Raw genomic sequence first — 23,471 nt, forward strand, 5'->3', positions numbered from 1 at the left:
GTCCCTACTGTTCGGACGATCGTGGCCTCGGGAGGTACCGCGTCAGCCTCGGACGAGTGTAGAGGATCGATCTACGTCGGGGTTCCGCCCTCTTGGGCCGCCACGCGGGCCAGCTGCTCGGGCGTGGCCCCCGCGACGACGACCAGTGAGCCGCCGCCGAGGCACGCCGCGGCGAGCATCCGGGCGTCCCGGGCCGTCGGGCCCGGCGTCACGACGAGCCGGGCCGGGGACGGTGCCGTCCCGGCCAGGACGTCGGCATGCGTGCTGGTGCGTCCCTCGAGGTCGAGGGCGACGGAGTCGGCGGTCGGCGGGTCGAGGGCCACGAAGTGGTCGCCGTGACCCGGTACCTCGGCGCCCAGGTCGAGGAAGCCCGCCGGTGCCTCGGCGAACCGCCCGCCGAGGGGCCGCAGCGAGGCCGCCAGGCGGTGCGGCTCGTCAGCTTGCAGCTCGGGCCCGCTGACCCCGATCCCGGCGTCGTGGTCGACGACCGCGGCACCGACGTTCCAGGCCGTCAGGATCCAGACCATCGTGAGCCAGTGGCTCGGCAGACCCAGCCGGATGCGGGCGCCCGGCTCGACGTCGAGCTCGTCGACCAGGAAGTTGCTGGTCTTGGCGACCCAGTTCGCGGTCGTCGTCGTGCTGAGCTCGACGCGCTCGCCCGTCGACATGTCGTAGTAGGTCACGAGGGGCTGCGAGGGATCGGCCGCCGCGCGCAGCAGGTGGTCGAGCGTCCTCACGAGGCCACCACCTCGCGCAGCATCGCGACGACGGCCGTGACGTCCGCCTTGACGGTCCGCGCCTCACCGGGCACGTCGGCCCGCAGGCCCGCGACCCGCACCAGCTCGTCCGGCGCGGTGTCGTCGTGCTCGACGACCAGCACCTGCGCGGGGCCCCGGTCGTCGAGGGCGTCGAGCAGCCCCGGCGTGCGCAGCACGGGATCGATCGCCAGGGTGCGGCTCGACGGACCCAGCACCACGACGTCGCTGTCGCGCAGCTCGTCGGCGACCAGGGACGACACGCCCCACGCCTCGGCGACCAGCACCGTCTCGCTCGCGACGTGCGTCGACGGCGCGGCCAGGTACTCCTCGACGTGCACGGCCCGCGGCTGCTCGTCGTCGCCCTCGACCACGACGTGCAGCTCGGCCCGGTCGTCGCTCATCGGCAGCAGCCGGTAGCCCAGCCCGCCACGTGACGCCGCCGCCAGCGTCGCCTGCGACAGGGAGTAGCCGGTGCCCAGCAGCTCGGTGCGGACCAGGCGCGTCGCGACCGTCTGGTCGCTGGCCCGCTGCCACGCGGGGGAGTAGTCGATCGACCGCAGCTGGTCGGCCACCGCGAACGTCGGCGTCACGCCCGGCGGGCTGAGCAGGGCGTCCAGGTCGGGGCACGCCTTGAGCCAGGCCGACCAGTGGTCGCGGACGATCGGGGCGACGACCGTCAGCTCGTCGTCGGGCCCGAGGGCCGCCGCGAGCTCGTGCACGAAGGGTGCGCCGTCGGCGCCGGAGATGAGCGTGATCCGCATCGAACCATTGTGTCCTGACGCGGCACACCGCCGACCGGCGGCCACGACACGCCGCGAATCGCGTGGATCTTGCCAATCGGCTTGACATGTGAGAGGTCACGGGACTGTAATTCCACCTATGTCATTCGATCTGGAACTGTCGCACGAGCCCGATGAGGAACTCATGTGGCAGGAGCGTGCGCTGTGCGCCCAGACCGACCCCGAGGCGTTCTTCCCCGAGAAGGGCGGCTCGACCCGCGAGGCCAAGCGCGTCTGCCTGACCTGCGACGTCCGCGGTGAGTGCCTCGACTACGCCCTCGCCCACGACGAGCGCTTCGGCATCTGGGGCGGGCTGTCCGAGCGCGAGCGCCGCAAGCTCAAGAAACGCGCTTAGCGCGGCGTCGCATCCTGACTGGCGGCGTTGCTCGTCGGTCGGCGCACAAGACCGGTGCGCCCCTCCGGCTGGGGGCACCTCCCGCTTGCGGGGGACTTGCCAGTCGGGCGCGACCCCACGCCAAGCCGGGTCAAGTCCTCGACTACTGGTCGCACGCTCCATCCTGACTTCGATTGGGGAGATGGCCTAGGGTTGGCCGTTGTGGACGGGGTCGGTGAGGACGAGGTCGGCGCGACGCGCCACTGGCTCGACGACCCGCCCACCGTCGGTGCCGTGCTGGTCGCCCACAACGGGGCCCGCTGGCTGCCGAAGGTCCTCGCGTCCCTGACGCACATGTTCCACGCGCCCACCGCCTGGCGGGCCGTCGACGTCGGCTCGACCGACGGCAGCGCCGAGCTGCTCGCCGAGTTCTTCGGCGCCGATCGCGTGACCCACGCCCCCGCCGGCACCGGGTTCGGCGACGCCGTCCGGCTCGGGCTGTCCGATCTGCCCCAGACCGACTGGCTCTGGCTCCTGCACGACGACGCCGCGGTGCTGCCCGGCACGCTGTCGGGCCTGCTCGACACCGCCACCTCGGCCACCGACATCGCGATGGTCGGCCCCAAGATCCGCGAGTGGCCCTCGCTGCGTCGCCTCCTCGAGGTCGGCGTGACCGTCACGTCGACCGGCGCGCGCGAGACGGGCCTCGAGACGGGCGAGCCGGACGCGGGGCAGCACGACCGTCCCCGCGACGTCCTCGCCGTCAACACCGCCGGCATGCTGGTGCGGCGCGACGTCTGGGACGAGCTCGGCGGGCTCGACCCCGACCTGCCGCTGCACTTCGACGACGTCGACCTCGGCTGGCGCCTCGCCCGCGCCGGCTACCGCACCCGCACCGCGCCGACGGCCGTGCTGTTCCACGCCGAGTCCAGCCGCCGCGGGACCCGCCCGCACGCGCCGGGCGACCGTCCGCACTGGGAGCTGCGCCGCGCGGCGCTGCACACGCTGCTCGCCAACACCCCGATGCCGCACTTCGTGTGGCAGTACGTCCGCCTGTTCGTCGGCTCGCTCGTGCGCGTCGTCGGGCTCCTGGTCGGCAAGGACCCCGAGGCCGCGGGCGACGAGCTGCTGGCCCTGCGGTCGACCTACCTGCACCCCGTCCGGCTCCTGCGGGCACGCCGCCGCAGGGCCCGCACCAGCCGCCGGTCGCACCGCGCGATCCGCGACCTGTTCCCGCCGTACTGGCTGCCGTACCAGCACGGCTACGACGTCCTGCGCGAGACCGTGACGGCCCTCGTCAAGCCCGAGGCCGCCTCGTCGATCGGCCGCCGCTCGACCGCCGTCGAGCACGCGCCCGACGAGGCGGTCGACCTCGACGACGGTCCGTCGCTGCTGCTGCGACGGCCGTGGCTGACCGCCGTCCTGACGCTCGTCGTGCTGTCGCTCGTCGCGGGGCGCGGCCTGCTCGGGGGCGGCCTCGACGGTGGCGCCCTGCTGCCGGCGCCCGGGACGGCCGGCGGCTGGTGGGGCCTGCTGTTCGAGCAGCGTCACGACGTCGGCCTGACCAGCACGTCCCTGCCGCCGCTGTTCGCGCTGCCGCTGGCCGTCGTCGCGACCCCGGTCTGGTTCCACCCCGGTCTCGTCGTCACGGTCGTCATGGTGCTCGCCGTCCCGCTCGCCGCGCTCACGGCGCACCGGCTGGGCCGGCAGATCAGCCCGCACCGGCTGCCGCGTCTCGTGTGGGCCGTGTCGTACGGCCTGGCCGTCGTCGCGACGGGTGCCGTCGCCCAAGGACGCATCGGCACCGTCGTGGCGCTGATGGTCCTGCCGATCGTCGTCAACACCGCGTGGCAGCTCGCCGAGCAGCCGGGGTGGCAGCTGGCCCTGCGCCTCGGCATCTGGATGTCGCTGGCGGCGGCGTTCGCCCCGATCGTCCTGGTGCTCGGGCTCGCGGGCCTGCTGGTGCTGTGGTGGTCGGAGGGCCGCTGGGTGAGCCGTCAGCTGCTCGTCGCCCTGGTCACGCCCCTCGTGCTGCTCGGGCCGTGGCTCGCGCAGCGCGCGCTCCGTCCGTGGCAGATGTGGTGGGAGGCGGGCCTGCCCGTGCCGGGCAGCGCCTCGGTCGCCGACGTCGTCCTCGGACGCGCGGGAGGTCCCGGCGCCGCTCCCGGCGTGCTGACGGCCGGCCTGCTGGTGCTCGCGGTCCTGGCGCTCGTGCCCGCACGCACCCGCGCGGGCGTGCAGCTGGCCTGGACCGTCGCGCTGATCGGGCTCGGCGTCGCGCTCGCCGGCACGTTCGTGAGCTATTCGTCCGCCGACGGCGCCGCGTCCGTGACGGCCTGGGTCGGCGTGCCGACCGGGCTGTGGATCGGCGGGCTGGCGACCGCCGTGCTGCTGGCCGTGCCTGCCGTCGTCGACCGCGGGCGTCCCGTGGTCGTCGCCGCCGTCGTCGTCGCGCTCGTGATGCCGATCGGCACCGGCGTGTGGTGGATCGCCCGCGGCACGGCCGACCCGCTCGACGACGAGCCGCGGGCCGTCGTCCCGGCGTTCGTCGCCGACCGTCCGGGCGACACCCTCGTGGTGACGGGCTCGATCGCGTCCGGCGTCGAGATCGACGTCGTGACGGGTGACGGACCCTTCCTCGGCCAGGAGGCCGTCCCGCCCTCGTCCGAGGCGACCGAGCGCGTCGCCCGGGCCGTGCGCCGCCTGCTCGCCCAGTCCACCGGCGCCGAGGTCGAGCGGCTCGCCGCCGCGGGTGTCGACGCGATCTACGCGCCGCGGGCCGACCCCGAGCTCGTCCGTCGCATCGACGCGACCCCGGCCCTCGAGCCGTCCGGCAGCGACGACCCCGACTCGCGCGTGTGGACCCTCGAGTCGGCCCCGGCCGCCGACCGGGCGTCCGCACCGTGGTGGCACCGGCCGCTGACGGGCCTGCAGGTGCTGCTCTGGCTCGTCGCGATCGTGCTGACCGCGCCGGTGCGCCGACGCGCCGAGCCCGCCCCGCTGCCCGGCGACGTCGAGGAGGTCTCCGCATGACCCCGTCCCACGGACCGCTCGACGTCCTGAAGGCGGCGGCCTTCCCGCTGCTCGCCGCCGTCCTCGTGCTCGCCGCCGTGCTGGTGCCGGGCGACGACGGCGACGACGACGGTGCCCGCCGTCCGACGTCGGTCCCGGTGACGCAGTCGTCGTACGCGTGCCCCGCGGGCTCGATCATCACGGTGGCGTCGGGGCAGGTCGAGGCCGGGACGTCCGCGACGGCCGAGGTCCTGCCGTCCCGCACGCCCGCGGCGGCGCTCGCGGGCGCCGACGGGTGGCGCACGGCGGTCGTCGACGGCGAGGGCGTCGTCGTCGACCAGCAGGGCACGGGATCGGGGGCCGTCGGCTACTTCTCCGGCACCGCGCCCGCCTCGGGTGGCGGGGGCCTGGTGGTGGGCGCGTGCACGGGCATCGTCGACGACGCCTGGCTCCTCGGTCTCGGCTCGGGCAACGGTCACTTCTCGACCCTCATCCTGACGAACCTCGCGGGCTCGGCCGCCTCGGTCGACCTGTCGCTGTACGGGCCCGAGGGCCCCATCGACGCCGTCGACGCCGACGGCATCGTCGTCGAGCCGCACTCGGTGCGGCGCATCCGCCTCGACGAGCTGGCCGCGGGGGAGTCCGAGGTCGCGGTGCACCTGACCCGGCGCCGGGGATCGGTGTCGGCGGTCGTCAACGACACCTCGACGTCGGCGCCCCGGGGCACCGAGCCGATCTCGGCCGCGCAGTCGCCGCGTCGCAGCCAGGTCGTCGGCGGGCTCGTCGAGGGTGCCTCGGGGCGCACGCTGCTCGTGCTGAACCCCGGCACGTCGACCGCCCGGGTCGACGTCGAGGTCGTCGGGCAGAAGGGCACGTTCACGCCCGAGGGCCTCGAGCAGGTGTCGGTCGCGGGCGGCACGGTGCAGGCGGTCACGATCCCCGCCTCCGCCGGGGCCGAGCCGCAGGCGCTGCGGCTGACGTCCGACCAGCCCGTGTCGGCGACCGTCAGGTCGGCGCCGACGGCCACCGACGTCGCGTACGCGGAGTCGACTCCGGCGCTGTCGGGGCCGACCGTCGTCCCGGTCGCGCTGGGCGACCGCTCGTCGGTGCCGCAGCTCGTGCTGACGGCGGCCGGGCGCGCGGCCTCGGCCGAGGTGCAGGCCTTCGACGCGTCGATGGCGCCCGTCGGGTCGCCGACCACCGTGACCCTGGCCGCCGGGACGACGACCGCCGTGCGGCCCGACGTCGAGGGGGCGGCCTACCTCGTCCTGCGACCGACGGGCCGGGTCGTGGCCGCCGCCACCTACACCGACGGCGACCGGGTCAGCTCGCTGGCGCTGTCGGCGGCACCCGTGTCGGCGCAGGCTCCCCAGGTGCGGCCGGCGCGCTGAGCGTCGCCGGTCAGCGGGGGCGCGGGTCGAGGTCGTCGGGCGACATGTGCCACACCTCGGCGAGCCGGTCGAGGATCACCGACCACACGATCTCCTCGAGGTCGCGCTCGGTCACGCAGCGGTGCGTGATCGGGATGCGGAACACCAGGATGCGGTGACCGCCGGGTATCACGGAGACGATGCTGAGCGGCACCTCGTCGGTCCACTCGGGCGGCAGCAGGGGAGCCTCGTCGACGACGATCTCGACGTGGTCGGGCTCGACCGTGAAGTGCGGCTCGAGCGCGGTGCAGATCTCCTCGACGAGCAGGCCGAACGACTCCCGCGACGGGCGGTGGGTGGGGATGCTGTCGGGCGACAGCGGACCGGGCAGCGCGACGGGTCCGCGGGGCCCGCGACCACGGCGGTCTCGCATGCGTCCGGGCCGGGGACCGCTGACGACGCCTCCCCAGCGGGACGTCGGGCCGGAGGCCTCGCCGTCGGTGCGCGATGTCATGCGGTGAGCCTAACGCCGTGGTGCGGACCGGCCCGCTAGCCTCGCCACGTGGGAACAGTTCGACGGTGCACGCGCTCGACGTGCTCGCAGGCCGCGGTGGCGACGTTGACGTACGTCTACGCCGACCAGACCGCTGTCCTCGGGCCGTTGGCGACGTACGCCGAGCCGCACACCTACGACCTGTGCGAGGCGCACGCGCAGCGCATGTCGGCGCCTCAGGGGTGGAGCGTCCTGCGGCTCGCCCCCGACCCGACCGCGGCCGAGCCGAACCGCGACGACCTGCTGGCCCTGGCCGACGCCGTCCGCGAGGCGGGTCGCCCGCCCGCCGCGACGCCCGACGGACCACCTTCCCTTCGACTCGTGAGGCCTGATCAGTGATCGACCCCCGCCTGGAGCAGGTGGTCAAGGCGTACGACGTGCGCGGCCGCTCGCCCCAACAGCTCGACCCCACCCTGACCCGTGCCCTCGGCGAGGCCTTCGCGGTCGAGACCGGCATCGACGGCGGACGCGGCGCGGCCGTCATCGGCCACGACATGCGCGACACCTCGCCCGTGCTGGTCCAGGCCTTCTCCGACGGCGTGCGGGCCCAGGGCGGCGACGTCGTCGCGATCGGGCTGGCATCGACCGATCTGCTCTACTTCGCCTCGGGCGACCTCGACCTGCCGGGCGCCATGATCACGGCCAGCCACAACCCGGCCGAGTACAACGGCATCAAGCTGTGCCGGGCCGGCGCCAAGCCGATCGGCTACGACACGGGGCTGTCGGCGATCGCCGAGCACGCCACGACCCTGCTGCAGCGCACCCGGCTGCCCGAGCCGACCGGCTCGTACAGCGAGCGCGACGCGCTGAGCCGCTACGCCGAGTACCTGCACGAGATCGTGCCGGTTCCCGCGGGGCGTCGCCTGAAGGTCGTCGCCGACGCCGGCAACGGCATGGCGGGCCACACCGTCCCGTCGGTGTTCGCCTCGCTCGACGTCGAGCTCACGCCGATGTACTTCGAGCTCGACGGCACGTTCCCGAACCACGACGCCAACCCGCTCGACCACACGACGCTGGTCGACCTGCAGGCGAAGGTCCGCGAGACCGGCGCCGACATCGGGCTGGCCTTCGACGGCGACGCCGACCGCTGCTTCGTGGTCGACGAGCGCGGCGACGTCGTGTCGCCCTCGGCCATCACGGGCCTGATCGCCCACCGTGCGCTCCTGACGACGCCCGGCGCGACGATCCTGCACAACGTCATCACGTCCAGGGCCGTGCCCGAGATCGTCGCCGAGAACGGCGGCACCGCGGTGCGCACGCCGGTCGGCCACTCGCTGATCAAGGCCGAGATGGCCCGCACCGGAGCCGTGTTCGGCGGCGAGCACTCGGGGCACTTCTACTTCAAGGACTTCTTCCTCGCCGACTCCGGCATGATCGCGGCCCTGCACGTCATGGCGGCTCTCGCCGAGACCGACGGCACGGTGTCTCAGCTCATGGCGCAGTACGAGCGGTACGTCGCCTCGGGCGAGATCAACAGCACGGTCGACGACGGCCCCGCGATCCTCGACCGGCTCCGCGCCGACTACGCCGAGCTCGACCAGGACACGATGGACGGGCTGACGGTCACGGCCGACACGTGGTGGTTCAACGTGCGGGCGTCCAACACCGAGCCGCTGCTGCGCCTGAACGTCGAGGGCGACGACGAGGCGACGATGGCCGCGGTCCGCGACGACGTCCTCGCCGTCATCCGCGGGGACTGAGCGCGCCCCGCGGGCGACCGCGCATCGGCCCCGGCACCGACTAGGGTGGGCGCATGAACCTCGACCCGGCTCTCCTCGAGATCCTCGTGTGCCCGCAGTGCCGCGCGACCCTGTTCGTCGACGACGACGCGAGCGAGCTCGTCTGCAACGCGTGCGCCCTGGCGTACCCCGTGCGTCGCGACATCCCGGTCATGCTGGTCGACGAGGCCCGGTCGCTGGCCTGATCGGGCCACAGCAACCCCCGTTGGACCAACGAGCACGACGCGCCGACGTCCCGCCCGCGGGACGCGCGAAGCGTCACACCGTCGAGGCCTCTCCAATTCGGCCATAATGCCCACCCGGCGTTAGGCTGGAGGCATGGATTACAACGTCGCAGACCTCTCCCTCGCGGAGTACGGTCGCAAGGAGATCGACCTCGCCGAGCACGAGATGCCGGGCCTGGTGGCCATGCGTGAGCGCTACGGCAAGAGCAAGCCGCTCGCCGGCGCCCGCATCGCCGGTTCGCTGCACATGACGATTCAGACCGCCGTGCTCATCGAGACGCTGGTCGAGCTGGGCGCCGACGTGCGCTGGGCCACCTGCAACATCTTCTCGACGCAGGACCACGCCGCCGCGGCGGTCGTCGTCGGTCGCGACGGCACCCCCGAGAACCCCCAGGGCACGCCCGTCTTCGCCTGGAAGGGCGAGACGCTGGCCGAGTACTGGGACGAGGCCGAGAAGGTCTTCGACTTCGCCGAGGGCGGACCCAACGTCCTGCTCGACGACGGTGGCGACATCACGATGCTGCTGCACCTGGGCGTCGAGTTCGAGAAGACCGGCGTCGTCCCCTCGCAGGACAGCACCGACAACGAGGAGTTCAAGGAGGTGCTGCGCGTCCTGGCCCGTTCGGTCGCCGCGAAGCCCGACCACTGGACCAAGATCTCGAAGGACATCAAGGGCGTCTCCGAGGAGACCACCACCGGCGTCCTGCGTCTGTACGACCGCTTCCGCGAGGGCACGCTGCTGTTCCCCGCCATCAACGTCAACGACTCGGTCACCAAGAGCAAGTTCGACAACAAGTACGGCTGCCGCCACTCGCTGATCGACGGCCTGAACCGCGCCACCGACGTCATGATCGGCGGCAAGGTCGCTGTCGTGTGCGGCTACGGCGACGTCGGCAAGGGCTCGGCGGAGTCGCTGCGTGGCCAGGGTGCTCGCGTCATCGTCACCGAGATCGACCCGATCTGCGCGCTGCAGGCCGCGATGGACGGCTACGAGGTCAAGCGCCTCGAGTCGGTCGTCGAGACCGCCGACATCTTCATCACGACGACCGGCAACTTCGACATCATCACGGTCGAGCACTTCCAGAAGATGAAGCACCAGGCGATCGTCGGCAACATCGGCCACTTCGACAACGAGATCAACATGGCCGGCCTGGCCAAGATCCCGAACATCGTCAAGGACGAGATCAAGCCGCAGGTCCACCAGTGGATCTTCGAGGACGGCAAGAAGATCATCGTGCTGTCGGAGGGACGCCTGCTGAACCTCGGCAACGCGACGGGCCACCCGTCGTTCGTCATGTCGAACTCGTTCACCAACCAGGTCCTGGCGCAGATCGAGCTGTTCACGAAGGCCGACGAGTACGAGCTCGGCGTCCACGTGCTGCCCAAGCACCTCGACGAGGAGGTCGCCCGCCTGCACCTCGACGCCCTCGGTGTCGAGCTGACGGAGCTGACCAAGGAGCAGGCCGCCTACCTCGGCGTGCCGATCGAGGGCCCGTTCAAGTCGGACCTCTACCGCTACTGAGCGGTCGGCACGACGCACGACGCACCACCCAGAACGAGCGCCCGGGTCACGATCCGGGCGCTCGTCCTGTTGTCGGCTCCGTATCATGGGACGTCTATGAGCGAGCGGGTGTGACGACATGAGCTACAGGCGGACCAAACGCGACCGTGTGCTCGTCGTCGACGACGACGCGTCCCTGGCCGAGATGCTGACGATCGTCCTGGAGGGCGAGGGCCTCACGACCGCGGTGTGCCGCTCGGGCGACCGCGTCATGGCCGCGTTCACGCAGTTCAAGCCCGACGTCGTGCTGCTCGACCTGATGCTGCCGGGTCTGGACGGCATGAGCGTGTGCCGGCAGATCCGTGCGACGTCCGAGGTGCCGATCATCATGCTGACGGCCAAGGCCGACACCCCCGACGTCGTAGCCGGGCTCGAGGCCGGTGCCGACGACTACATCACCAAGCCGTTCAAGAACACCGAGCTCGTCGCCCGTCTCCGGGCCCGTCTGCGGCGCTCCGACCAGCTCGCCGAGCCGCTCGAGTTCGGCGACATCGTGCTCGACCCCGCAGGCCACACGGTCTCGCGCAAGGGCGAGCCCCTCGAGCTCACGCCGCTCGAGTTCGACCTGCTGGCGTGCCTGCTGAGCGATCCGTCGCAGGTCTTCACGCGCGAGACCCTGCTGCAGAAGGTCTGGGGCTACCACCACCCGGGCGACACCAAGCTCGTGAACGTCCACATGACGCGGCTGCGGTCCAAGATCGAGGACGACGCCGACGACCCCCGGGTCATCCGCACGGTCCGGGGCGTCGGCTACCAGGCGATCCTCCCGGACGCATGACGGTCGTGTGATGGGGCGCCTCGCCCGCGTGTGGCGCCGTTCCATCCAGACCCGGGTCGTGACCAGCACGATCCTGCTGAGCACGCTCGTCGTGGCGCTGACGGGGTGGGCGCTGCTGCGCGACGTCGCCAGCGGGCTCGCCGACAGTCGCCGGGCGGCCGCCGTCTCCGAGGCGCGGTCGGGCTTCGACTACGCGCAGACGCAGCTCGACGCGACGGTCGAGACCGAGCAGTCGACGCAGTCGCAGGCGCTGACGCAGATGGTCGACTCGCTGACCCGTTCGCGCGGGGCGCAGCGCACGTACGAGCTGGTGCTCGAGGGCCCGCTGCTGACCGACGACGGCGAGGTGCCGGTGCGGTCGTCCGCCGCGATCGGTGCCGGCTCGCTGCCGACCGACCTGGCCGACGCCGTCCGCACGGGCCCCGGCACGTTCTGGCGGTACTCCGACCTCGCGCTGCTGGGCTCGTCGACGAGCGAGCCGTCCGTCGTCGTGGGCAGCCAGCTGCGGGCGCCCGGCAGCGGCGACACGTACGCCCTGTTCTACCTGTTCTCGCTGGAGGACCAGCAGGAGACGCTCGACCTCGTGCGACGTGCCCTGCTGCTGGGCGGTCTCGCGATGATCCTGATGGTCGGCGGCGTCGCCTGGCTGGTGTCGCGGCAGGTGCTCGACCCGGTCCGCATGGCGCGGCGCATCGCCGAGCGCTACGCGAGCGGCAACCTCGAGCAGCGCATGCACGTCAGCGGCGAGGACGACATCGCGCGACTCAGCACGTCGTTCAACCAGATGGCCGCGAGCCTGCAGCGCCAGATCAGGCGGCTCGAGAACCTGTCGCGCCTGCAGCAGCGCTTCGTGTCCGACGTCTCGCACGAGCTGCGCACGCCGCTCACGACGGTGCAGATGGCCAGCGAGGTGCTGTACGACTCGCGCGAGGGCTTCGACCCGCAGACGGCGCGGTCCGCCGAGCTGCTCAAGGGCGAGCTCGACCGGTTCGAGAGCCTGCTGTCCGACCTGCTCGACCTGAGCCGCTTCGACGCCGGCGCGGCGCAGCTCGAGCTCGACACGATCGACATGTCCCAGGTCGCCCGCGCGGCGGCGGGCGACGCGGGGCTGGCGCGTGCCGGCATCGGCGTGCGCCTCGTCGGCGTCGAGGCGCCGGCCGTCGTCGAGGCCGACATGCGCCGCATCGACCGCATCGTGCGCAACCTGCTGACCAACGCCGCCAAGTACAGCGGGTCGGACGTCGTCGAGATCGAGGTCGCACAGAACGACGAGTCGGTCTCGCTCGCGGTGCGCGACTTCGGCGTGGGGCTGTCGGGCGACGAGAACGTCCGCGTGTTCGACCGCTTCTGGCGCGCCGACCCGGCCCGGACGCAGGGCGGGACGGGCCTGGGCCTGGCGATCTCGCGGGAGGACGCCGCGCTGCACGGCGGGACGCTGCTGGCCTGGGGACGCGCCGGCGAGGGCAGCGAGTTCATCCTGACGATCCCGAAGCCCGAGGGCTCGGCCAGGAACCCCGCCCTCGACCCGGTGTACGCATGACGCGCCGGAGCGTCGCCGGGGCGGTCGCGGCGGTCGTCACCGCCGCGGTGATGGCGGGCTGCGCCGGCATCCCGTCGTCGGGTCCGGTCGTCAAGGTGGCCGACGACGGCGACCTCGGCCAGAGCGCGGTGCGCTACGCGCCGGCCCGGCCCCAGCAGGGGGCGACGCCCGAGCAGGTCGTGCGCGGGTACCTCGACGCGATGCTGGCGTTCCCGTCGTCGTCGCGCACGGCGTCGGCGTTCCTCACGCCCGAGGCGGCCCGGGGGTGGGCGCCCACGTCGCAGGTGCGCGTCTACTCGCAGTCGGCGGTCTCGGCCACGCCGCAGTCGTCGGCGCGCAACGACCCGGACGAGCAGGTCGCGGGCCGCGCCACCGTGCGGCTGGGGTTCATCGAGGAGGCGCAGCTCGACCGGCAGGGGCGCTACACCGGCGTGGGTCGCCCGCGGTCGATGTCGTACTCCCTCGAGCAGGTCGACGGCGAGTGGCGCATCACCGACCCGCAGGACGGCCTGCTGGTCACCCAGAAGTTCTTCACCGACTACTTCCGCTCGTTCGACCTCTACTTCTTCGACCGTCCCGGGCGCCGCCTGGTGCCCGACCCGGTGTACCTCGTGGTCGGCGACCAGCTCGCGACGAGCCTGGTGTCGAGCCTGGCCGGCGGACCGGCGTCGTCGGGCCGCGAGGCCACGCGCACGTACGTGCCGTCGCGCACCGTTCTCCGACCGTCGGTGCCCGTGTCGTCGCGGGGCGTCGCCGACGTCGAGTTCACCGACGACTTCGCCGAGCTCAGCGGGTCGGCGCGCGACCGCCTGTCGGCGCAGGTCGTGTGGACGCTCCGGCAGGTCCCCGGCATCGAGGCCGTGCAGGTCGTCGGCGGGACGACCGCGCTGTCGGCCGGCGGCGACGAGGCGCAACCCGTCCAGGCCTGGGGAGGGTTCGGTCCCAGCACGGCCCGCGGCCGGGCCTACGCCGTCGTCGACGACAGGGTCGTCGAGGTCGCCGACGGCCAGATCGAGCCGATCAGCGGGTCGTGGGGTCGCGACGCGCGCGGCGTGGAGCAGGTGGCGGTCGCCGAGTCCGGTGTCGCGGGGGTCCTGCCGGGCGGCGACGCGGTGCGGCTGACGACACGGCAGGGCACGAGACCGCGCACGATCCGCGGCAACGACCTGATCGCGCCCGACTGGGACCCCGACGGCAAGCTGTGGCTCGTCGACCGCTCGGGCGGCACCACCAGGGTCAGGATCGTCGACGGCAGCGCCGACGAGCGGGCGCTCGACGTCCGCGGTGTCGCGGGGCTGGCCGTCGACGACCTCACGATCTCGCCCGACGGCACCCGCTACGCCGTCACCGCGAGGGGAGCGGGTGGCGGGGAGCTCTACGTGGGCCGCGTGCTGCGCGACGTGACCGACCAGGTCATGGGGCTGGGCGACCCGGTGCGCGTCCCGACGACCGTCACGTCGCCGCGCTCGGCGTCGTGGTCGTCGACGACCGAGCTGTCGTTCCTCGGCGACAGCCAGGCCGGCACGCAGGTCTACCAGGTCGCGATCGACGGCTCCGCGACGACCAGCGAGGTGTCGCGCAGCGGGTCGCTGCTGCCCGACGTCGGAGCGGCCACGCTCGCGATCGGCCAGGGTCGGTCGGAGTTCCTGTACGTCACCGACCGGGACGGTGCCCTCTGGTACCTGGCGCCCGGCGGCTCGTGGCGCGTCCTCGACACCCCGCCGGTCACGGCCCTCGCGACGGGTCGCTGAGTGCACAGGTCGGCGCCGCGGTCTGGTGCCGGGCCCGGCCGCGGGGGACGCTCGAGCGGTGCGCTCGCTCGTGGTCCCCGCTGCCGACCTGCTGCTCGGCGCGCGGTGCGCCGGCTGCGGGGGTCCGGCCCTCGTGCTGTGCCGCTCGTGCGGGCTGCTGGTGCGTCCCGACCCGACGCCCGTCGAGGCCGGCGACGTGCCCGCCGTGGCGGCCGGCCTCAACGTCGGCGTGCTGCGCCGGGTCGTCGTGGCGTGGAAGGAGGAGGGCGTCACCCGGCTCACCGACGTGCTGCGCCACCACGTGGCCGCCGCCGTCGTCCCGCTCGTGCCCGACGGGGTGCCCGTGGCGATCGTGCCGGTGCCGACGTCACGGCGCAGCAGGCGACGGCGCGGCGCCGACCTCGTCGACGACGTCGCCCGCGCCGGGGCGAGGCTGCTGGCCGAGGTCGGTGTCGACGCGATCGTCGTGCAGGCCCTGACGTACACGCGCCGGACCGACGACCAGGCGGGGCTCGACGCCGCCGCACGCCGCGCGAACCTCGACGGCGCCCTGGCGGCACGCCCGCGCACCGGCTCGTCGCCCCGTCGGGTCGTGGTGGTCGACGACGTCCTGACGACCGGGGCCACGACCCGCGAGGCCGTCCGCGCGCTCTCGGCGGCGGGTCGCCCGCCCGTCGGCATCGCGGTCGTCGCGGCCACGCCGCGTCGTTCCTGAGACGTGCGGATGAACTTCGGACCAATGCTGGTCCTCAGCACGAGGGTGGACTAACGTCCTAGACATGGCATGAAGCAGCGCCCCAGAAGCGTGACACCGACACGAGGAGTCCACATGGAAATTGTCGTCAACGGTCGCAACAGCGAGATCTCCGAGCGCTTCAGGGAGCACGTCGAGGAAAAGCTCCTCCGGCTCGAGAAGTACGACGCGCGCCAGAAGATCAACCGCGTCGAGGTCGAGGTCACGCACGAGAAGAACCCGCGCCAGCACGACAAGGCGGCCAAGGTCGAGATGACGTTGCGCTCGCGCGGTCCGGCGGTGCGGGCCGAGGCGGCCTCCACCGACCAGCACTCGGCGCTCGACGCCGCGATCGACAAGCTGGAGTCCCGTCTGCGCAAGGCCGGTGACCGCCGGCGCATCCACCACGGCGACAAGCGGCCCACGTCGGTCGCCGAGGCCACGGCCTCGCTGCCGATCGAGGACCTCGTCCTCGAGGAGCCGTCCTCGGACGAGGTGCCGTGGACCAAGGTCGGCCCGATCGACGTGCAGGGCGAGAGCCCGCTGGTCGTGCGCGAGAAGACCCACCAGGGCAGCCCGATGACGCTCGACCAGGCGCTGTACGAGATGGAGCTCGTCGGTCACGACTTCTTCCTGTTCCTCGAGAAGGACTCGATGCGCCCGAGCGTCGTCTACCTGCGCAGGGGCTACGACTACGGGGTGATCCACCTCGATGTCGTCGAATGAGTCAGACGCACAACTTCCCGTGTTCCGTGGCATGATCGACGCGTGACTTCCCGGGCCGACAGCATCCGCGTCCTGCTGGTCGACGACCAAGAGCTCTTCCGACGCGGCGTCAAGATGGTCCTGGGCGCCGATGACACGCTCGAGCTCGAGGAGGTCGACGACGGCGACAAGGCACTCGAGCTGGTGGCCGAGAACCCGTTCGACATCGTGCTGCTCGACGTGCGGATGCCCGGGCGCAGCGGGGTCGAGGTCTGCGCCGCGATCAAGCAGATCTCGCCGACGACCGGCATCATCATGCTGACGGCCAGCGACGACGAGTCCGATCTGTACGAGTCGATCCGCAGCGGCGCCTCCGGCTACCTGCTCAAGGACGGTTCCACCTACGAGCAGGTGGCCGAGGCGGTGCGGCTCGTCGCGTCCGGGCAGTCCCTCATCAGCCCCAGCATGGCGACGAAGCTGCTCGACGAGTTCGTCCAGATGTCCAAGAGCCCGGCGCCGACCACGAACCTGACGCCGCGCGAGCTCGGCGTGCTGCGGCACGTTGCCCGCGGTCTGAGCAACCGCGAGATCGCCGAGGCGCTGTTCATCAGCGAGAACACGGTCAAGAACCACATCCGCAACATCCTCGAGAAGCTGCAGATGAAGTCGCGGATGGAGGCTGCCATGTACGCCGTGCGCAGCAAGCTCGTCGACGACCTGCCGTGACCGTCCCTGCACGACCGGCGTGACCCGGCAGCTCACGGTCCTCCAGGCCCGACGCATCGCGCTGGCCGCGCAGGGCTTCACCCGTCCTCGCCCGGGCCTCGAGCGGCCGGTCACGGCTCGCCACGTCGCGGCGGTCGTCGAACGGCTCGGCTTCTTCCAGATCGACTCGGTCAACGTGCTGCAGCGCGCGCACTACCTGCCGCTGTACTCGCGCCTCGGTCCGTACGACGTCGACCTGCTGCACCGTGCCGCGTCGCGGGCCCCCCGCCGCCTGTTCGAGTACTGGGCCCACGAGGCGGCGCTCGTCGACGTCCGGCTGTGGCAGGCGTTCCAGCTCCGCATGGAGAGCGGCGCGCGGATGTGGGGCGGCATGGACCGCATCGCCCGCGAGCGACCCGAGCTCGTCGCGTGGGTGCTCGACGAGGTGCGGTCGCGCGGGCCGCTGACGGCGCGCGAGATCGAGCACGACGTGCCCCGCGTCCGCGACCACTGGGGCTGGAACTGGTCGGAGGTCAAGCTCGCGCTCGAGTACCTCTTCTACAAGGGGCAGGTCACCGCGGCCCGGCGCAACGCCGCGTTCGAGCGCGTCTACGACCTGCCCGAGCGCGTCATCCCGCGCGCCCGCCTCGACGAGTCGCCGATGGACGCCGCCGAGGCGCACCGGGTGCTGGTCAGCCACGCTGCCGGCGCACTGGGGGTGGGCACGATGCAGTGCCTGCGCGACTACTTCCGGATGGATCCGGCGCAGACCAGGGCTGCGGTCGAGGACCTCGTCGAGACCGGCGAGCTGCTGCCCGCGACGATCGCGGGCTGGAAGCGGCCCGCCTACCTGCACCGCGACGCCGTCCTGCCGCGCCGGGTCGCCGCCCGGGCGCTGCTGAGCCCGTTCGACCCGCTGGTGTTCGAGCGCACCCGGACCGAGCGGCTCTTCGACTTCCGCTACCGCATCGAGATCTACGTGCCGGCCGACCAGAGGGTCCACGGCTACTACGTCCTGCCGTTCCTGCTGGGCGACCGGCTCGTGGCGCGGGTCGACCTGAAGGCCGATCGACGCGAGGGCGTCCTGGTCGTGCACGGCGCCTGGGCCGAGACGCACGCCCCCGAGAGCACGGCGGCCGAGCTCGCCGCCGAGCTGCGGCTCCTGGCCCGCTGGCTGGGTCTCGAGACCGTCGCCCCGCCCGCGAAGGGCGATCTGGCCGGGGAACTCACGGCCCGTCTGGCCTCTGGCCTAGACTGACAAGGCTTACCGTCCGCTCAGTCGCCACTGTGCGGTCCACGCCGTTCCAGGAGTGCATTTCGTGCCCAAGGTCATCGACAAGATCCTTCGCATGGGCGAAGGCAAGGTCCTCAAGCAGCTCGAGGCGATCGCCAAGCAGGTCAACGCGATCGAGGACGAGTTCCGCGCGATGAGCGACGACGAGCTGCGCGGCATGACGCAGGAGTTCCGCGACCGCCTCGAGGCGGGGGAGTCGCTCGACGACCTCATGCCCGAGGCCTTCGCGACGGTCCGCGAGGCCGCGTTCCGCGTGCTCGGCCAGCGTCACTTCGACGTCCAGATCATGGGCGGCGCCGCGCTGCACCTCGGCAACATCGCCGAGATGAAGACCGGTGAGGGCAAGACCCTCGTCTCGACGCTGCCGGCCTACCTCAACGCCCTGTCGGGCAAGGGCGTCCACGTCGTGACGGTCAACGACTACCTGGCCAAGTACCACGCCGAGTGGATGGGACGCGTCCACCACTTCCTCGGCCTGACGGTCGGTCAGATCCTGCCCAGCATGTCGCCCAACGAGCGGCGCGAGTCGTACGCCGCCGACATCACGTACGGCACCAACAACGAGTTCGGCTTCGACTACCTGCGCGACAACATGGCCGACGACATCGACGACTGCGTGCAGCGCGGCCACAACTTCGCGGTCGTCGACGAGGTCGACTCGATCCTGATCGACGAGGCCCGCACGCCGCTGATCATCTCGGGCCCCACCGAGGACGAGGTCAAGTGGTACGGCGAGTTCGCCCGCATCGTCGGTGCCATGTCGATCGACGAGCACTACGAGGTCGACGAGAAGAAGCGCACGATCTCGGTCACCGAGGAGGGCATCGACAAGGTCGAGGACCAGCTCGGCATCGACAACCTCTACGACGCGGTCAACACCCCGCTCATCAGCTTCCTGAACAACGCGATCAAGGCCAAGGAGCTGTTCAAGAACGACAAGGACTACGTCGTCATGGAGGGCGAGGTCCTGATCGTCGACGAGCACACGGGCCGCATCCTCGACGGCCGCCGCTACAACGAGGGCCTGCACCAGGCGATCGAGGCCAAGGAGGGCGTGCGCATCCGCGAGGAGTACCAGACCCTCGCCACGATCACGCTGCAGAACTACTTCCGCCTCTACGACAAGCTCGGCGGCATGACCGGCACGGCGATGACCGAGGCCTCCGAGTTCGACAAGATCTACAAGCTCGGCGTCGTCCCGATCCCGACCAACCGCACCGTCGCGCGCGTCGACGAGCCCGACCTCGTGTACCGCACCGAGGAGGCCAAGTTCAACGCCGTCGTCGAGGACATCGTCGAGCGTCACGCCAACGGCCAGCCGATCCTGGTCGGCACGACCAGCGTCGAGAAGAGCGAGCGCCTGAGCAAGCAGCTCAAGAAGCGCGGAGTCCCGCACGAGGTCCTCAACGCCAAGCAGCACGACCGCGAGGCCGCGATCGTCGCGATGGCCGGTCACAAGGGCGCCGTCACCGTGGCCACCAACATGGCCGGGCGAGGCACCGACATCATGCTCGGCGGGAGCGTCGAGTTCCTGGCCGACGCGGCACTGCGCAAGAAGGGTCTCGACCCGCTCGAGGACTCCGAGGCGTACGAGGCCGCATGGCCCGAGACGCTCCAGCAGATGGAGGACCAGGTCAAGGCCGAGAAGGTCGCGGTCGCCGAGGCCGGAGGTCTGGCCGTGATCGGCACCGAGCGCCACGAGTCGCGTCGCATCGACAACCAGCTGCGCGGTCGGTCGGGGCGTCAGGGCGACCCGGGCGTGACCCGTTTCTACCTGTCGCTCGAGGACGACCTGATGCGCCTGTTCAAGGCCGACTGGGTCAACTGGGTGCTGCAGACCATGAAGATCCCCGACGACGTGCCGATCGAGAACAAGCGCGTCACGGGTGCCATCGCCTCGGCGCAGGCCCAGGTCGAGGCGCAGAACTTCGACACCCGCAAGAACATCCTCAAGTACGACGACGTCATGAGCCGCCAGCGCGAGGTCATCTACACCGAGCGCCGCGAGGTGCTCGAGGGCAAGGACATGAGCGAGTGGGTCCGCACGCGGATCTCCGAGGTCACGGGCGCGTACGTCGCCGGCGCGACCGAGGGCTTCCCCGAGGAGTGGGAGCTCGAGCAGCTGTGGACGGCGCTCGGCACGCTGTACCCCGTCGGCCTGACGATCGAGCAGGTCGAGGACGAGGCCGGTGGCCGCGAGGGCCTGAGCCGCGAGCTGCTGACCGACCAGGTCACCGAGGACGCCCTGGCGGCCTACGGCCGGCGCGAGGACGAGCTGGGGTCCGAGGTCGTGCGCGAGCTCGAGCGTCGGGTCGTGCTGAGCGTGCTCGACCGCAAGTGGCGTGAGCACCTCTACGAGATGGACTACCTGCGTGAGGGCATCGGCCTGCGCGCGTACTCGCAGCGCGACCCGCTGGTCGAGTACCAGCGCGAGGGCTTCGAGCTGTTCAACGCCATGATGGAGGGCATCGCCGAGGAGTCGGTCGGTTTCCTGTTCAACCTCGACGTCCAGGTCGAGGAGAACGACGACGAGGCCGACGAGGTCATGCAGCTCTCGGCCAAGGGTCTCGGCGTGAAGTCCGCGCCGCAGAACCTGACGTACTCGGCGCCCACCGAGGACGGCGACGTCGAGGTGCACGGCGAGACCGTCGAGGACGACTCGCCCGAGTCGGAGGCGCGGCGGGTGGCCAACAGCAAGAACAAGGCCCGTCAGAAGTCCAAGCAGCAGCGCAAGAGCCGCAAGAACAACCGCTGAGACCGAGGCCGCTTGCGGCCGAGCGTCGAAGCGCGCCAGCGAAGCGTGAGCGTCTCACGCCGAAGGCGTCGGCCTGCGAGGCGTGGCAAGGGATCAAGCTCGCTCGACCCATGGTCACCTCATGGGGCGGGCGAGTTCTGTCGTCGTGCCTCAAGCCCAGACGAGGGCCGTGCACTTCCAGACCTTCTCGCCGCGATGCGTGGTCTGCAGCTCGAGGCGCACCGCGATGGCCCGCGAGCGGCCGCGGTGCACCATGCGCCCGGCGATCTCGGCCGCCTCGTCGTGCACCATCGCCACGTGCACCGAGACGATGCGGGCGCCCCGTCCGGAGCGGGCGCGCAACGGCACCCGGGCGTGCAGGGTGAGTCGTGCGGTGAGCTGGGCGTAGACGTCCGGGGCCATCCAGGCGGCCATCTGGCGGACGGGCCGCTCGCCCGACAGCACCTCGACGAGCGCCTGCATGAAGCGGGCGGCCCGCTCCCGGATGGCTCGCGCGTCTCCCCGTTCGACGGGGGCGGGCAGGACGGGACTCATGCCCGGGAACGGCAGGGGGATCTGGCCCGGGGACGGTTCGACGGCTTCGGTGGTGGGTCCGGCGAAGGGCGTGACGGGCACGGGCGCGAGCAGCGTGGTCGCATTCTTCATGAGGGCTCCTTCGTGGACGGCGGCACGAGCAGCTGATCCGGTCTGATCAGATCGGGGTCGGCGCCGATGACGTCGAGGTTGGCGCGGTGCCACGCGGCGGTCGCGTCGGCGACGGCGGCGTCGGACGCCTCGGAGTCCAGGGACTGCGCGGCGATCGCCCAGAGCGTGTCGCCGGGGCGCACCCGCACCTCGGCCGCGGGGCGACCGGGGGCCGGGGCGGCGGACGTCGGGTTCCGGTGGGACGTCGCGGGGGAGTCGGGCCGGTCGGGCAGCGCGAGCCCGCTGACGACGTGCCGTGGTGCGGCGGGTGCCGGCACCTGCTCGGCGTGCGCCGGCGCGATCGTGAGCGCTCCGGCCGCCCCCACGAGCAGCGCGCGTCGCAGCGCGACGGGCGTGACCGCGGTGACGACGCGGGACGACGTTCCCAGCACGACTGCCGCTGCGACCAGGAGTGTCCAGCACGCGAGGCCGAGCAGCACCAGCGAGGCCGCAGCGACCGCGGCGACCGGGAAGGACCGCTCCGTCAGGTCGGACGCCAGGGACGGCGCGGTCGGGGCCAGCAGGGCCGATGCGACGACGGAGGCCGCCACGAGGGTCCATCCGCTGGCTGAGATCCGCATGAGCACGCTCCGTGACGTTTGATGACGTTTGATAACATCGAAGTACGAAACAAGACACCTGTCAACGTCTTGCCGCCGAGGGGTGTGGACATCCGGTAGCGTGCGGCCGTGCGATGGGACAGGTTGTTCGACGATCTTGAGGCGCAGGCCGAGGAGATCGAGCGCGATGAGCGTGACGCGCTCGCCGACGAGCTGCGGGACGGCGACTGGGCCGAGACGGGTTGGCGCGACCTGCTGGGCGGCGTCGTGACGCTCGAGCTGGTCGGGGGTGCACGCCTGACCGGCACGGTCACGCTCGTCAACCAGACGCTGCTCCAGGTGGCGGGCGACCGCGCCGACCACGTCGTGTCGGCGGGCGCGGTGTCCGTGGTGCACGCCGCCGAGCGACGCGCCGACGGCACGGGACGCGTCGCGGCGGCCCTCGGGTGGGGCCACGTGTTCCGCGCCCTGCGCGACGCGGGGCAGGACGTCGTGCTGCGCCTGGTCGACGGCGGCTCACGCGAGGGCGTCGTCGCGGCCGTCGGTGCCGACTTCGTGCGGGTCGTGACGCCGGCGGGGCTGGCTCAGGACGTCGTGTGGGCCGCGATCGCGGTGGTCAGCGGTCGGACGTGACGTCGTCGTCGGCCGAGGCGTCGAGCATCTCTCGGGCGTCGTGGTCGGCCCGTGCGTACTGCCGGGAGATGTAGTCCTCGAGCTGGTCGTTCTCGATGCGCCACTGGCCGCGACCGCCGATCTGGATGCCGCGCAGCTCGCCGGAGCGGACGAGCGCGTAGACCTGGCGCACCGTGACGTTGAGCACCTCGGCGACGTCCGCCAGCGTGAGGAACCGCTGGCTGGAGGAAGGCATGTGTCCAGTTTCCCATGCCCCGGTGTCAGGTGTCCGCGAGGTCGTGAGATCTGTGGACGACGCCGAGGGGGTCTGGACGGGACGCGCCGAACTCGGTAGAACCGTGCCATGACGAACTGGCGGGGGCCTGCGAGCACAGGCAGAACGGCACCACGACTGCAGATCAGACGCTGGCGCGACCCGCGCCTCGTCCTCGGGATCATGCTCGTGCTGGGCGCGACGGTGCTGGGCGCGCGCCTGGCCGCGGCGGGCGACGACCGGGTCGAGTACTGGGCCGTCGGCGACGGCGCCACGCCGGGCGACACGGTCTCGCGCGACGACCTGCGAGCCGTCGAGGTGCGGCTTCCCGAGGGTGCCGCCGGCAACTACATCCGCACCGACGAGACGTTCGACGCGCCGCTGGAGGACCTGGTCTGGGCGCACCGGCTGACGTCCGGCTCGTTGGTGGGACGCGACGCCCTGGTCAGCCGGTCGTCGACGCCCCGCGGCGAGCTCCCGCTGAGCGTGGCCCAGGGCGCGGCGCCGTCCGACCTCGCCCACGGCGACGTCGTCGACGTCTGGGTGGGTCCGGGTCCGGGCGACGACTCCGGAGGGCCTGCCGTCCGGGTGCTCGAGGGCGTGCGGGTGCTGCGCACCGGTGGCGACGCCGTCGCGGCGGGCGGGTCGCTGGCCCGGACGGTGCTGGTCGACGTCGACCAGGACCGGCTCGGCACCGAGGTCGTCAGCGCCGTCGCGACGGGGCACGTCACCCTCGTCAGGATCGTCTGA

General features: G+C 72.1%; 23 protein-coding genes. 17 read left to right on the forward strand and 6 right to left on the reverse strand.

Annotated features, from left to right (window positions below):
• Nucleotides 1-71: 71 nt before the first annotated feature.
• Both ASD10_RS15705 and ASD10_RS15710 read right to left on the reverse strand, forming a co-directional pair.
• Nucleotides 72-737, reverse strand: coding sequence for a TIGR03089 family protein (locus ASD10_RS15705; protein WP_056611079.1), 666 nt, complete (start codon nt 735-737; stop codon nt 72-74).
• The gene (locus ASD10_RS15710) at nt 734-1,519 is read right to left on the reverse strand and encodes a 2-phospho-L-lactate transferase CofD family protein (protein ID WP_056611080.1); all 786 of its coding nucleotides are present in this window, start codon (nt 1,517-1,519) and stop codon (nt 734-736) included. Before ASD10_RS15710 ends, ASD10_RS15705 begins: the two co-directional genes overlap by 4 nt.
• 118 nt (nt 1,520-1,637) lie before the next feature.
• On the opposite strand from ASD10_RS15710, the gene ASD10_RS15715 reads away from it, so the two are divergent.
• From ASD10_RS15715 to ASD10_RS15725, 3 genes are all read left to right on the forward strand, one after another.
• The gene (locus ASD10_RS15715; protein WP_056611083.1) at nt 1,638-1,892 is read left to right on the forward strand and encodes a WhiB family transcriptional regulator; all 255 of its coding nucleotides are present in this window, start codon (nt 1,638-1,640) and stop codon (nt 1,890-1,892) included.
• A 201-nt stretch (nt 1,893-2,093) separates the two neighbouring features.
• Nucleotides 2,094-4,904 (forward strand): glycosyltransferase family 2 protein, encoded by a 2,811-nt coding sequence (locus tag ASD10_RS15720; protein WP_056611086.1) that lies wholly within the window; start codon nt 2,094-2,096, stop codon nt 4,902-4,904.
• On the forward strand, nt 4,901-6,274 hold the full coding sequence (locus tag ASD10_RS15725; RefSeq protein WP_056611089.1) for a DUF5719 family protein: 1,374 nt from the start codon (nt 4,901-4,903) through the stop codon (nt 6,272-6,274). The genes ASD10_RS15720 and ASD10_RS15725 overlap by 4 nt, the downstream gene beginning before the upstream one ends.
• Nucleotides 6,275-6,284: 10 nt before the next feature.
• Here the strand turns inward: ASD10_RS15725 and ASD10_RS15730 are convergent, their stop codons facing one another.
• Nucleotides 6,285-6,767 (reverse strand): metallopeptidase family protein, encoded by a 483-nt coding sequence (locus ASD10_RS15730; RefSeq protein WP_056611092.1) that lies wholly within the window; start codon nt 6,765-6,767, stop codon nt 6,285-6,287.
• Between the two features lie 48 nt (nt 6,768-6,815).
• Here ASD10_RS15730 and ASD10_RS15735 point away from each other — a divergent pair, with 48 nt between their 5' ends.
• The 12 genes from ASD10_RS15735 (at nt 6,816) to secA (ending at nt 20,591) form a co-directional block, all read left to right on the forward strand.
• On the forward strand, nt 6,816-7,145 hold the full coding sequence (locus tag ASD10_RS15735) for a DUF3499 domain-containing protein (RefSeq protein ID WP_056611095.1): 330 nt from the start codon (nt 6,816-6,818) through the stop codon (nt 7,143-7,145).
• Complete coding sequence (locus tag ASD10_RS15740; protein WP_200938337.1) at nt 7,142-8,506, forward strand: phosphomannomutase/phosphoglucomutase; 1,365 nt, start codon at nt 7,142-7,144, stop codon at nt 8,504-8,506. The genes ASD10_RS15735 and ASD10_RS15740 overlap by 4 nt, the downstream gene beginning before the upstream one ends.
• Before the next feature lie 53 nt (nt 8,507-8,559).
• On the forward strand, nt 8,560-8,730 hold the full coding sequence (locus ASD10_RS18470; RefSeq protein ID WP_082556339.1) for a Trm112 family protein: 171 nt from the start codon (nt 8,560-8,562) through the stop codon (nt 8,728-8,730).
• 133 nt (nt 8,731-8,863) lie between these two features.
• Complete coding sequence (ahcY, locus tag ASD10_RS15745; protein WP_056611098.1) at nt 8,864-10,291, forward strand: adenosylhomocysteinase; 1,428 nt, start codon at nt 8,864-8,866, stop codon at nt 10,289-10,291.
• A gap of 118 nt (nt 10,292-10,409) precedes the next feature.
• Nucleotides 10,410-11,108, forward strand: a complete 699-nt coding sequence (mtrA, locus tag ASD10_RS15750) for an MtrAB system response regulator MtrA (protein ID WP_056611101.1) — start codon at nt 10,410-10,412, stop codon at nt 11,106-11,108.
• Nucleotides 11,109-11,118: 10 nt separating this feature from the next.
• Nucleotides 11,119-12,648 carry an MtrAB system histidine kinase MtrB gene (mtrB, locus tag ASD10_RS15755; RefSeq protein ID WP_056611104.1) on the forward strand — a complete coding sequence of 510 codons (1,530 nt, stop codon included), beginning with the start codon at nt 11,119-11,121 and terminating at the stop codon, nt 12,646-12,648.
• A complete protein-coding gene (locus ASD10_RS15760) occupies nt 12,645-14,399 on the forward strand; it encodes an LpqB family beta-propeller domain-containing protein (RefSeq protein WP_056611107.1) in 1,755 nt (584 codons plus the stop codon). Before mtrB ends, ASD10_RS15760 begins: the two co-directional genes overlap by 4 nt.
• 58 nt (nt 14,400-14,457) lie before the next feature.
• A complete protein-coding gene (locus ASD10_RS15765) occupies nt 14,458-15,114 on the forward strand; it encodes a ComF family protein (RefSeq protein WP_056611111.1) in 657 nt (218 codons plus the stop codon).
• Nucleotides 15,115-15,228: 114 nt separating this feature from the next.
• The gene (gene hpf, locus ASD10_RS15770; protein WP_056611115.1) at nt 15,229-15,858 is read left to right on the forward strand and encodes a ribosome hibernation-promoting factor, HPF/YfiA family; all 630 of its coding nucleotides are present in this window, start codon (nt 15,229-15,231) and stop codon (nt 15,856-15,858) included.
• A gap of 42 nt (nt 15,859-15,900) precedes the next feature.
• Nucleotides 15,901-16,563, forward strand: a complete 663-nt coding sequence (locus ASD10_RS15775; RefSeq protein WP_235502060.1) for a response regulator transcription factor — start codon at nt 15,901-15,903, stop codon at nt 16,561-16,563.
• A gap of 19 nt (nt 16,564-16,582) precedes the next feature.
• The gene (locus ASD10_RS15780; protein WP_056611118.1) at nt 16,583-17,800 is read left to right on the forward strand and encodes a winged helix-turn-helix domain-containing protein; all 1,218 of its coding nucleotides are present in this window, start codon (nt 16,583-16,585) and stop codon (nt 17,798-17,800) included.
• Nucleotides 17,801-17,873: 73 nt separating this feature from the next.
• Nucleotides 17,874-20,591, forward strand: coding sequence for a preprotein translocase subunit SecA (gene secA, locus ASD10_RS15785; RefSeq protein ID WP_200938352.1), 2,718 nt, complete (start codon nt 17,874-17,876; stop codon nt 20,589-20,591).
• A 150-nt stretch (nt 20,592-20,741) separates the two neighbouring features.
• On the opposite strand, the gene ASD10_RS15790 is transcribed toward secA, so the two are convergent.
• Nucleotides 20,742-21,236, reverse strand: coding sequence for an Rv3235 family protein (locus tag ASD10_RS15790; RefSeq protein ID WP_056611125.1), 495 nt, complete (start codon nt 21,234-21,236; stop codon nt 20,742-20,744).
• Complete coding sequence (locus tag ASD10_RS15795; RefSeq protein ID WP_157432687.1) at nt 21,233-21,856, reverse strand: LysM peptidoglycan-binding domain-containing protein; 624 nt, start codon at nt 21,854-21,856, stop codon at nt 21,233-21,235. Before ASD10_RS15795 ends, ASD10_RS15790 begins: the two co-directional genes overlap by 4 nt.
• A 108-nt stretch (nt 21,857-21,964) precedes the next feature.
• On the opposite strand from ASD10_RS15795, the gene ASD10_RS15800 reads away from it, so the two are divergent.
• Nucleotides 21,965-22,468 carry a hypothetical protein gene (locus ASD10_RS15800; protein WP_157432688.1) on the forward strand — a complete coding sequence of 168 codons (504 nt, stop codon included), beginning with the start codon at nt 21,965-21,967 and terminating at the stop codon, nt 22,466-22,468.
• Here the strand turns inward: ASD10_RS15800 and ASD10_RS15805 are convergent.
• Nucleotides 22,452-22,703: a helix-turn-helix domain-containing protein gene (locus ASD10_RS15805; RefSeq protein WP_056611133.1), complete on the reverse strand. Its 252-nt coding sequence runs from the start codon at nt 22,701-22,703 to the stop codon at nt 22,452-22,454. The genes ASD10_RS15800 and ASD10_RS15805 overlap by 17 nt on opposite strands.
• Before the next feature lie 108 nt (nt 22,704-22,811).
• Here ASD10_RS15805 and ASD10_RS15810 point away from each other — a divergent pair, with 108 nt between their 5' ends.
• Complete coding sequence (locus tag ASD10_RS15810; RefSeq protein WP_157432689.1) at nt 22,812-23,471, forward strand: hypothetical protein; 660 nt, start codon at nt 22,812-22,814, stop codon at nt 23,469-23,471.

Source organism: Aeromicrobium sp. Root472D3 (genome assembly GCF_001426485.1).
Classification (GTDB): domain Bacteria; phylum Actinomycetota; class Actinomycetes; order Propionibacteriales; family Nocardioidaceae; genus Aeromicrobium.

What these genes read in the sequence shown, in the direction of transcription:
- ASD10_RS15710 (WP_056611080.1), bottom strand. Translation starts at nt 1,519, where the DNA reads ATGCGGATCACGCTCATCTCCGGCGCCGACGGCGCACCCTTCGTGCAC.
- ASD10_RS15715 (WP_056611083.1), top strand. Translation starts at nt 1,638, where the DNA reads ATGTCATTCGATCTGGAACTGTCGCACGAGCCCGATGAGGAACTCATG.
- ASD10_RS15725 (WP_056611089.1), top strand. Translation starts at nt 4,901, where the DNA reads ATGACCCCGTCCCACGGACCGCTCGACGTCCTGAAGGCGGCGGCCTTC.
- ASD10_RS15730 (WP_056611092.1), bottom strand. Translation starts at nt 6,767, where the DNA reads ATGACATCGCGCACCGACGGCGAGGCCTCCGGCCCGACGTCCCGCTGG.
- ASD10_RS18470 (WP_082556339.1), top strand. Translation starts at nt 8,560, where the DNA reads ATGAACCTCGACCCGGCTCTCCTCGAGATCCTCGTGTGCCCGCAGTGC.
- ahcY (WP_056611098.1), top strand. Translation starts at nt 8,864, where the DNA reads ATGGATTACAACGTCGCAGACCTCTCCCTCGCGGAGTACGGTCGCAAG.
- mtrA (WP_056611101.1), top strand. Translation starts at nt 10,410, where the DNA reads ATGAGCTACAGGCGGACCAAACGCGACCGTGTGCTCGTCGTCGACGAC.
- mtrB (WP_056611104.1), top strand. Translation starts at nt 11,119, where the DNA reads ATGGGGCGCCTCGCCCGCGTGTGGCGCCGTTCCATCCAGACCCGGGTC.
- ASD10_RS15760 (WP_056611107.1), top strand. Translation starts at nt 12,645, where the DNA reads ATGACGCGCCGGAGCGTCGCCGGGGCGGTCGCGGCGGTCGTCACCGCC.
- hpf (WP_056611115.1), top strand. Translation starts at nt 15,229, where the DNA reads ATGGAAATTGTCGTCAACGGTCGCAACAGCGAGATCTCCGAGCGCTTC.
- ASD10_RS15790 (WP_056611125.1), bottom strand. Translation starts at nt 21,236, where the DNA reads ATGAAGAATGCGACCACGCTGCTCGCGCCCGTGCCCGTCACGCCCTTC.
- ASD10_RS15795 (WP_157432687.1), bottom strand. Translation starts at nt 21,856, where the DNA reads ATGCGGATCTCAGCCAGCGGATGGACCCTCGTGGCGGCCTCCGTCGTC.
- ASD10_RS15805 (WP_056611133.1), bottom strand. Translation starts at nt 22,703, where the DNA reads ATGCCTTCCTCCAGCCAGCGGTTCCTCACGCTGGCGGACGTCGCCGAG.
- ASD10_RS15810 (WP_157432689.1), top strand. Translation starts at nt 22,812, where the DNA reads ATGACGAACTGGCGGGGGCCTGCGAGCACAGGCAGAACGGCACCACGA.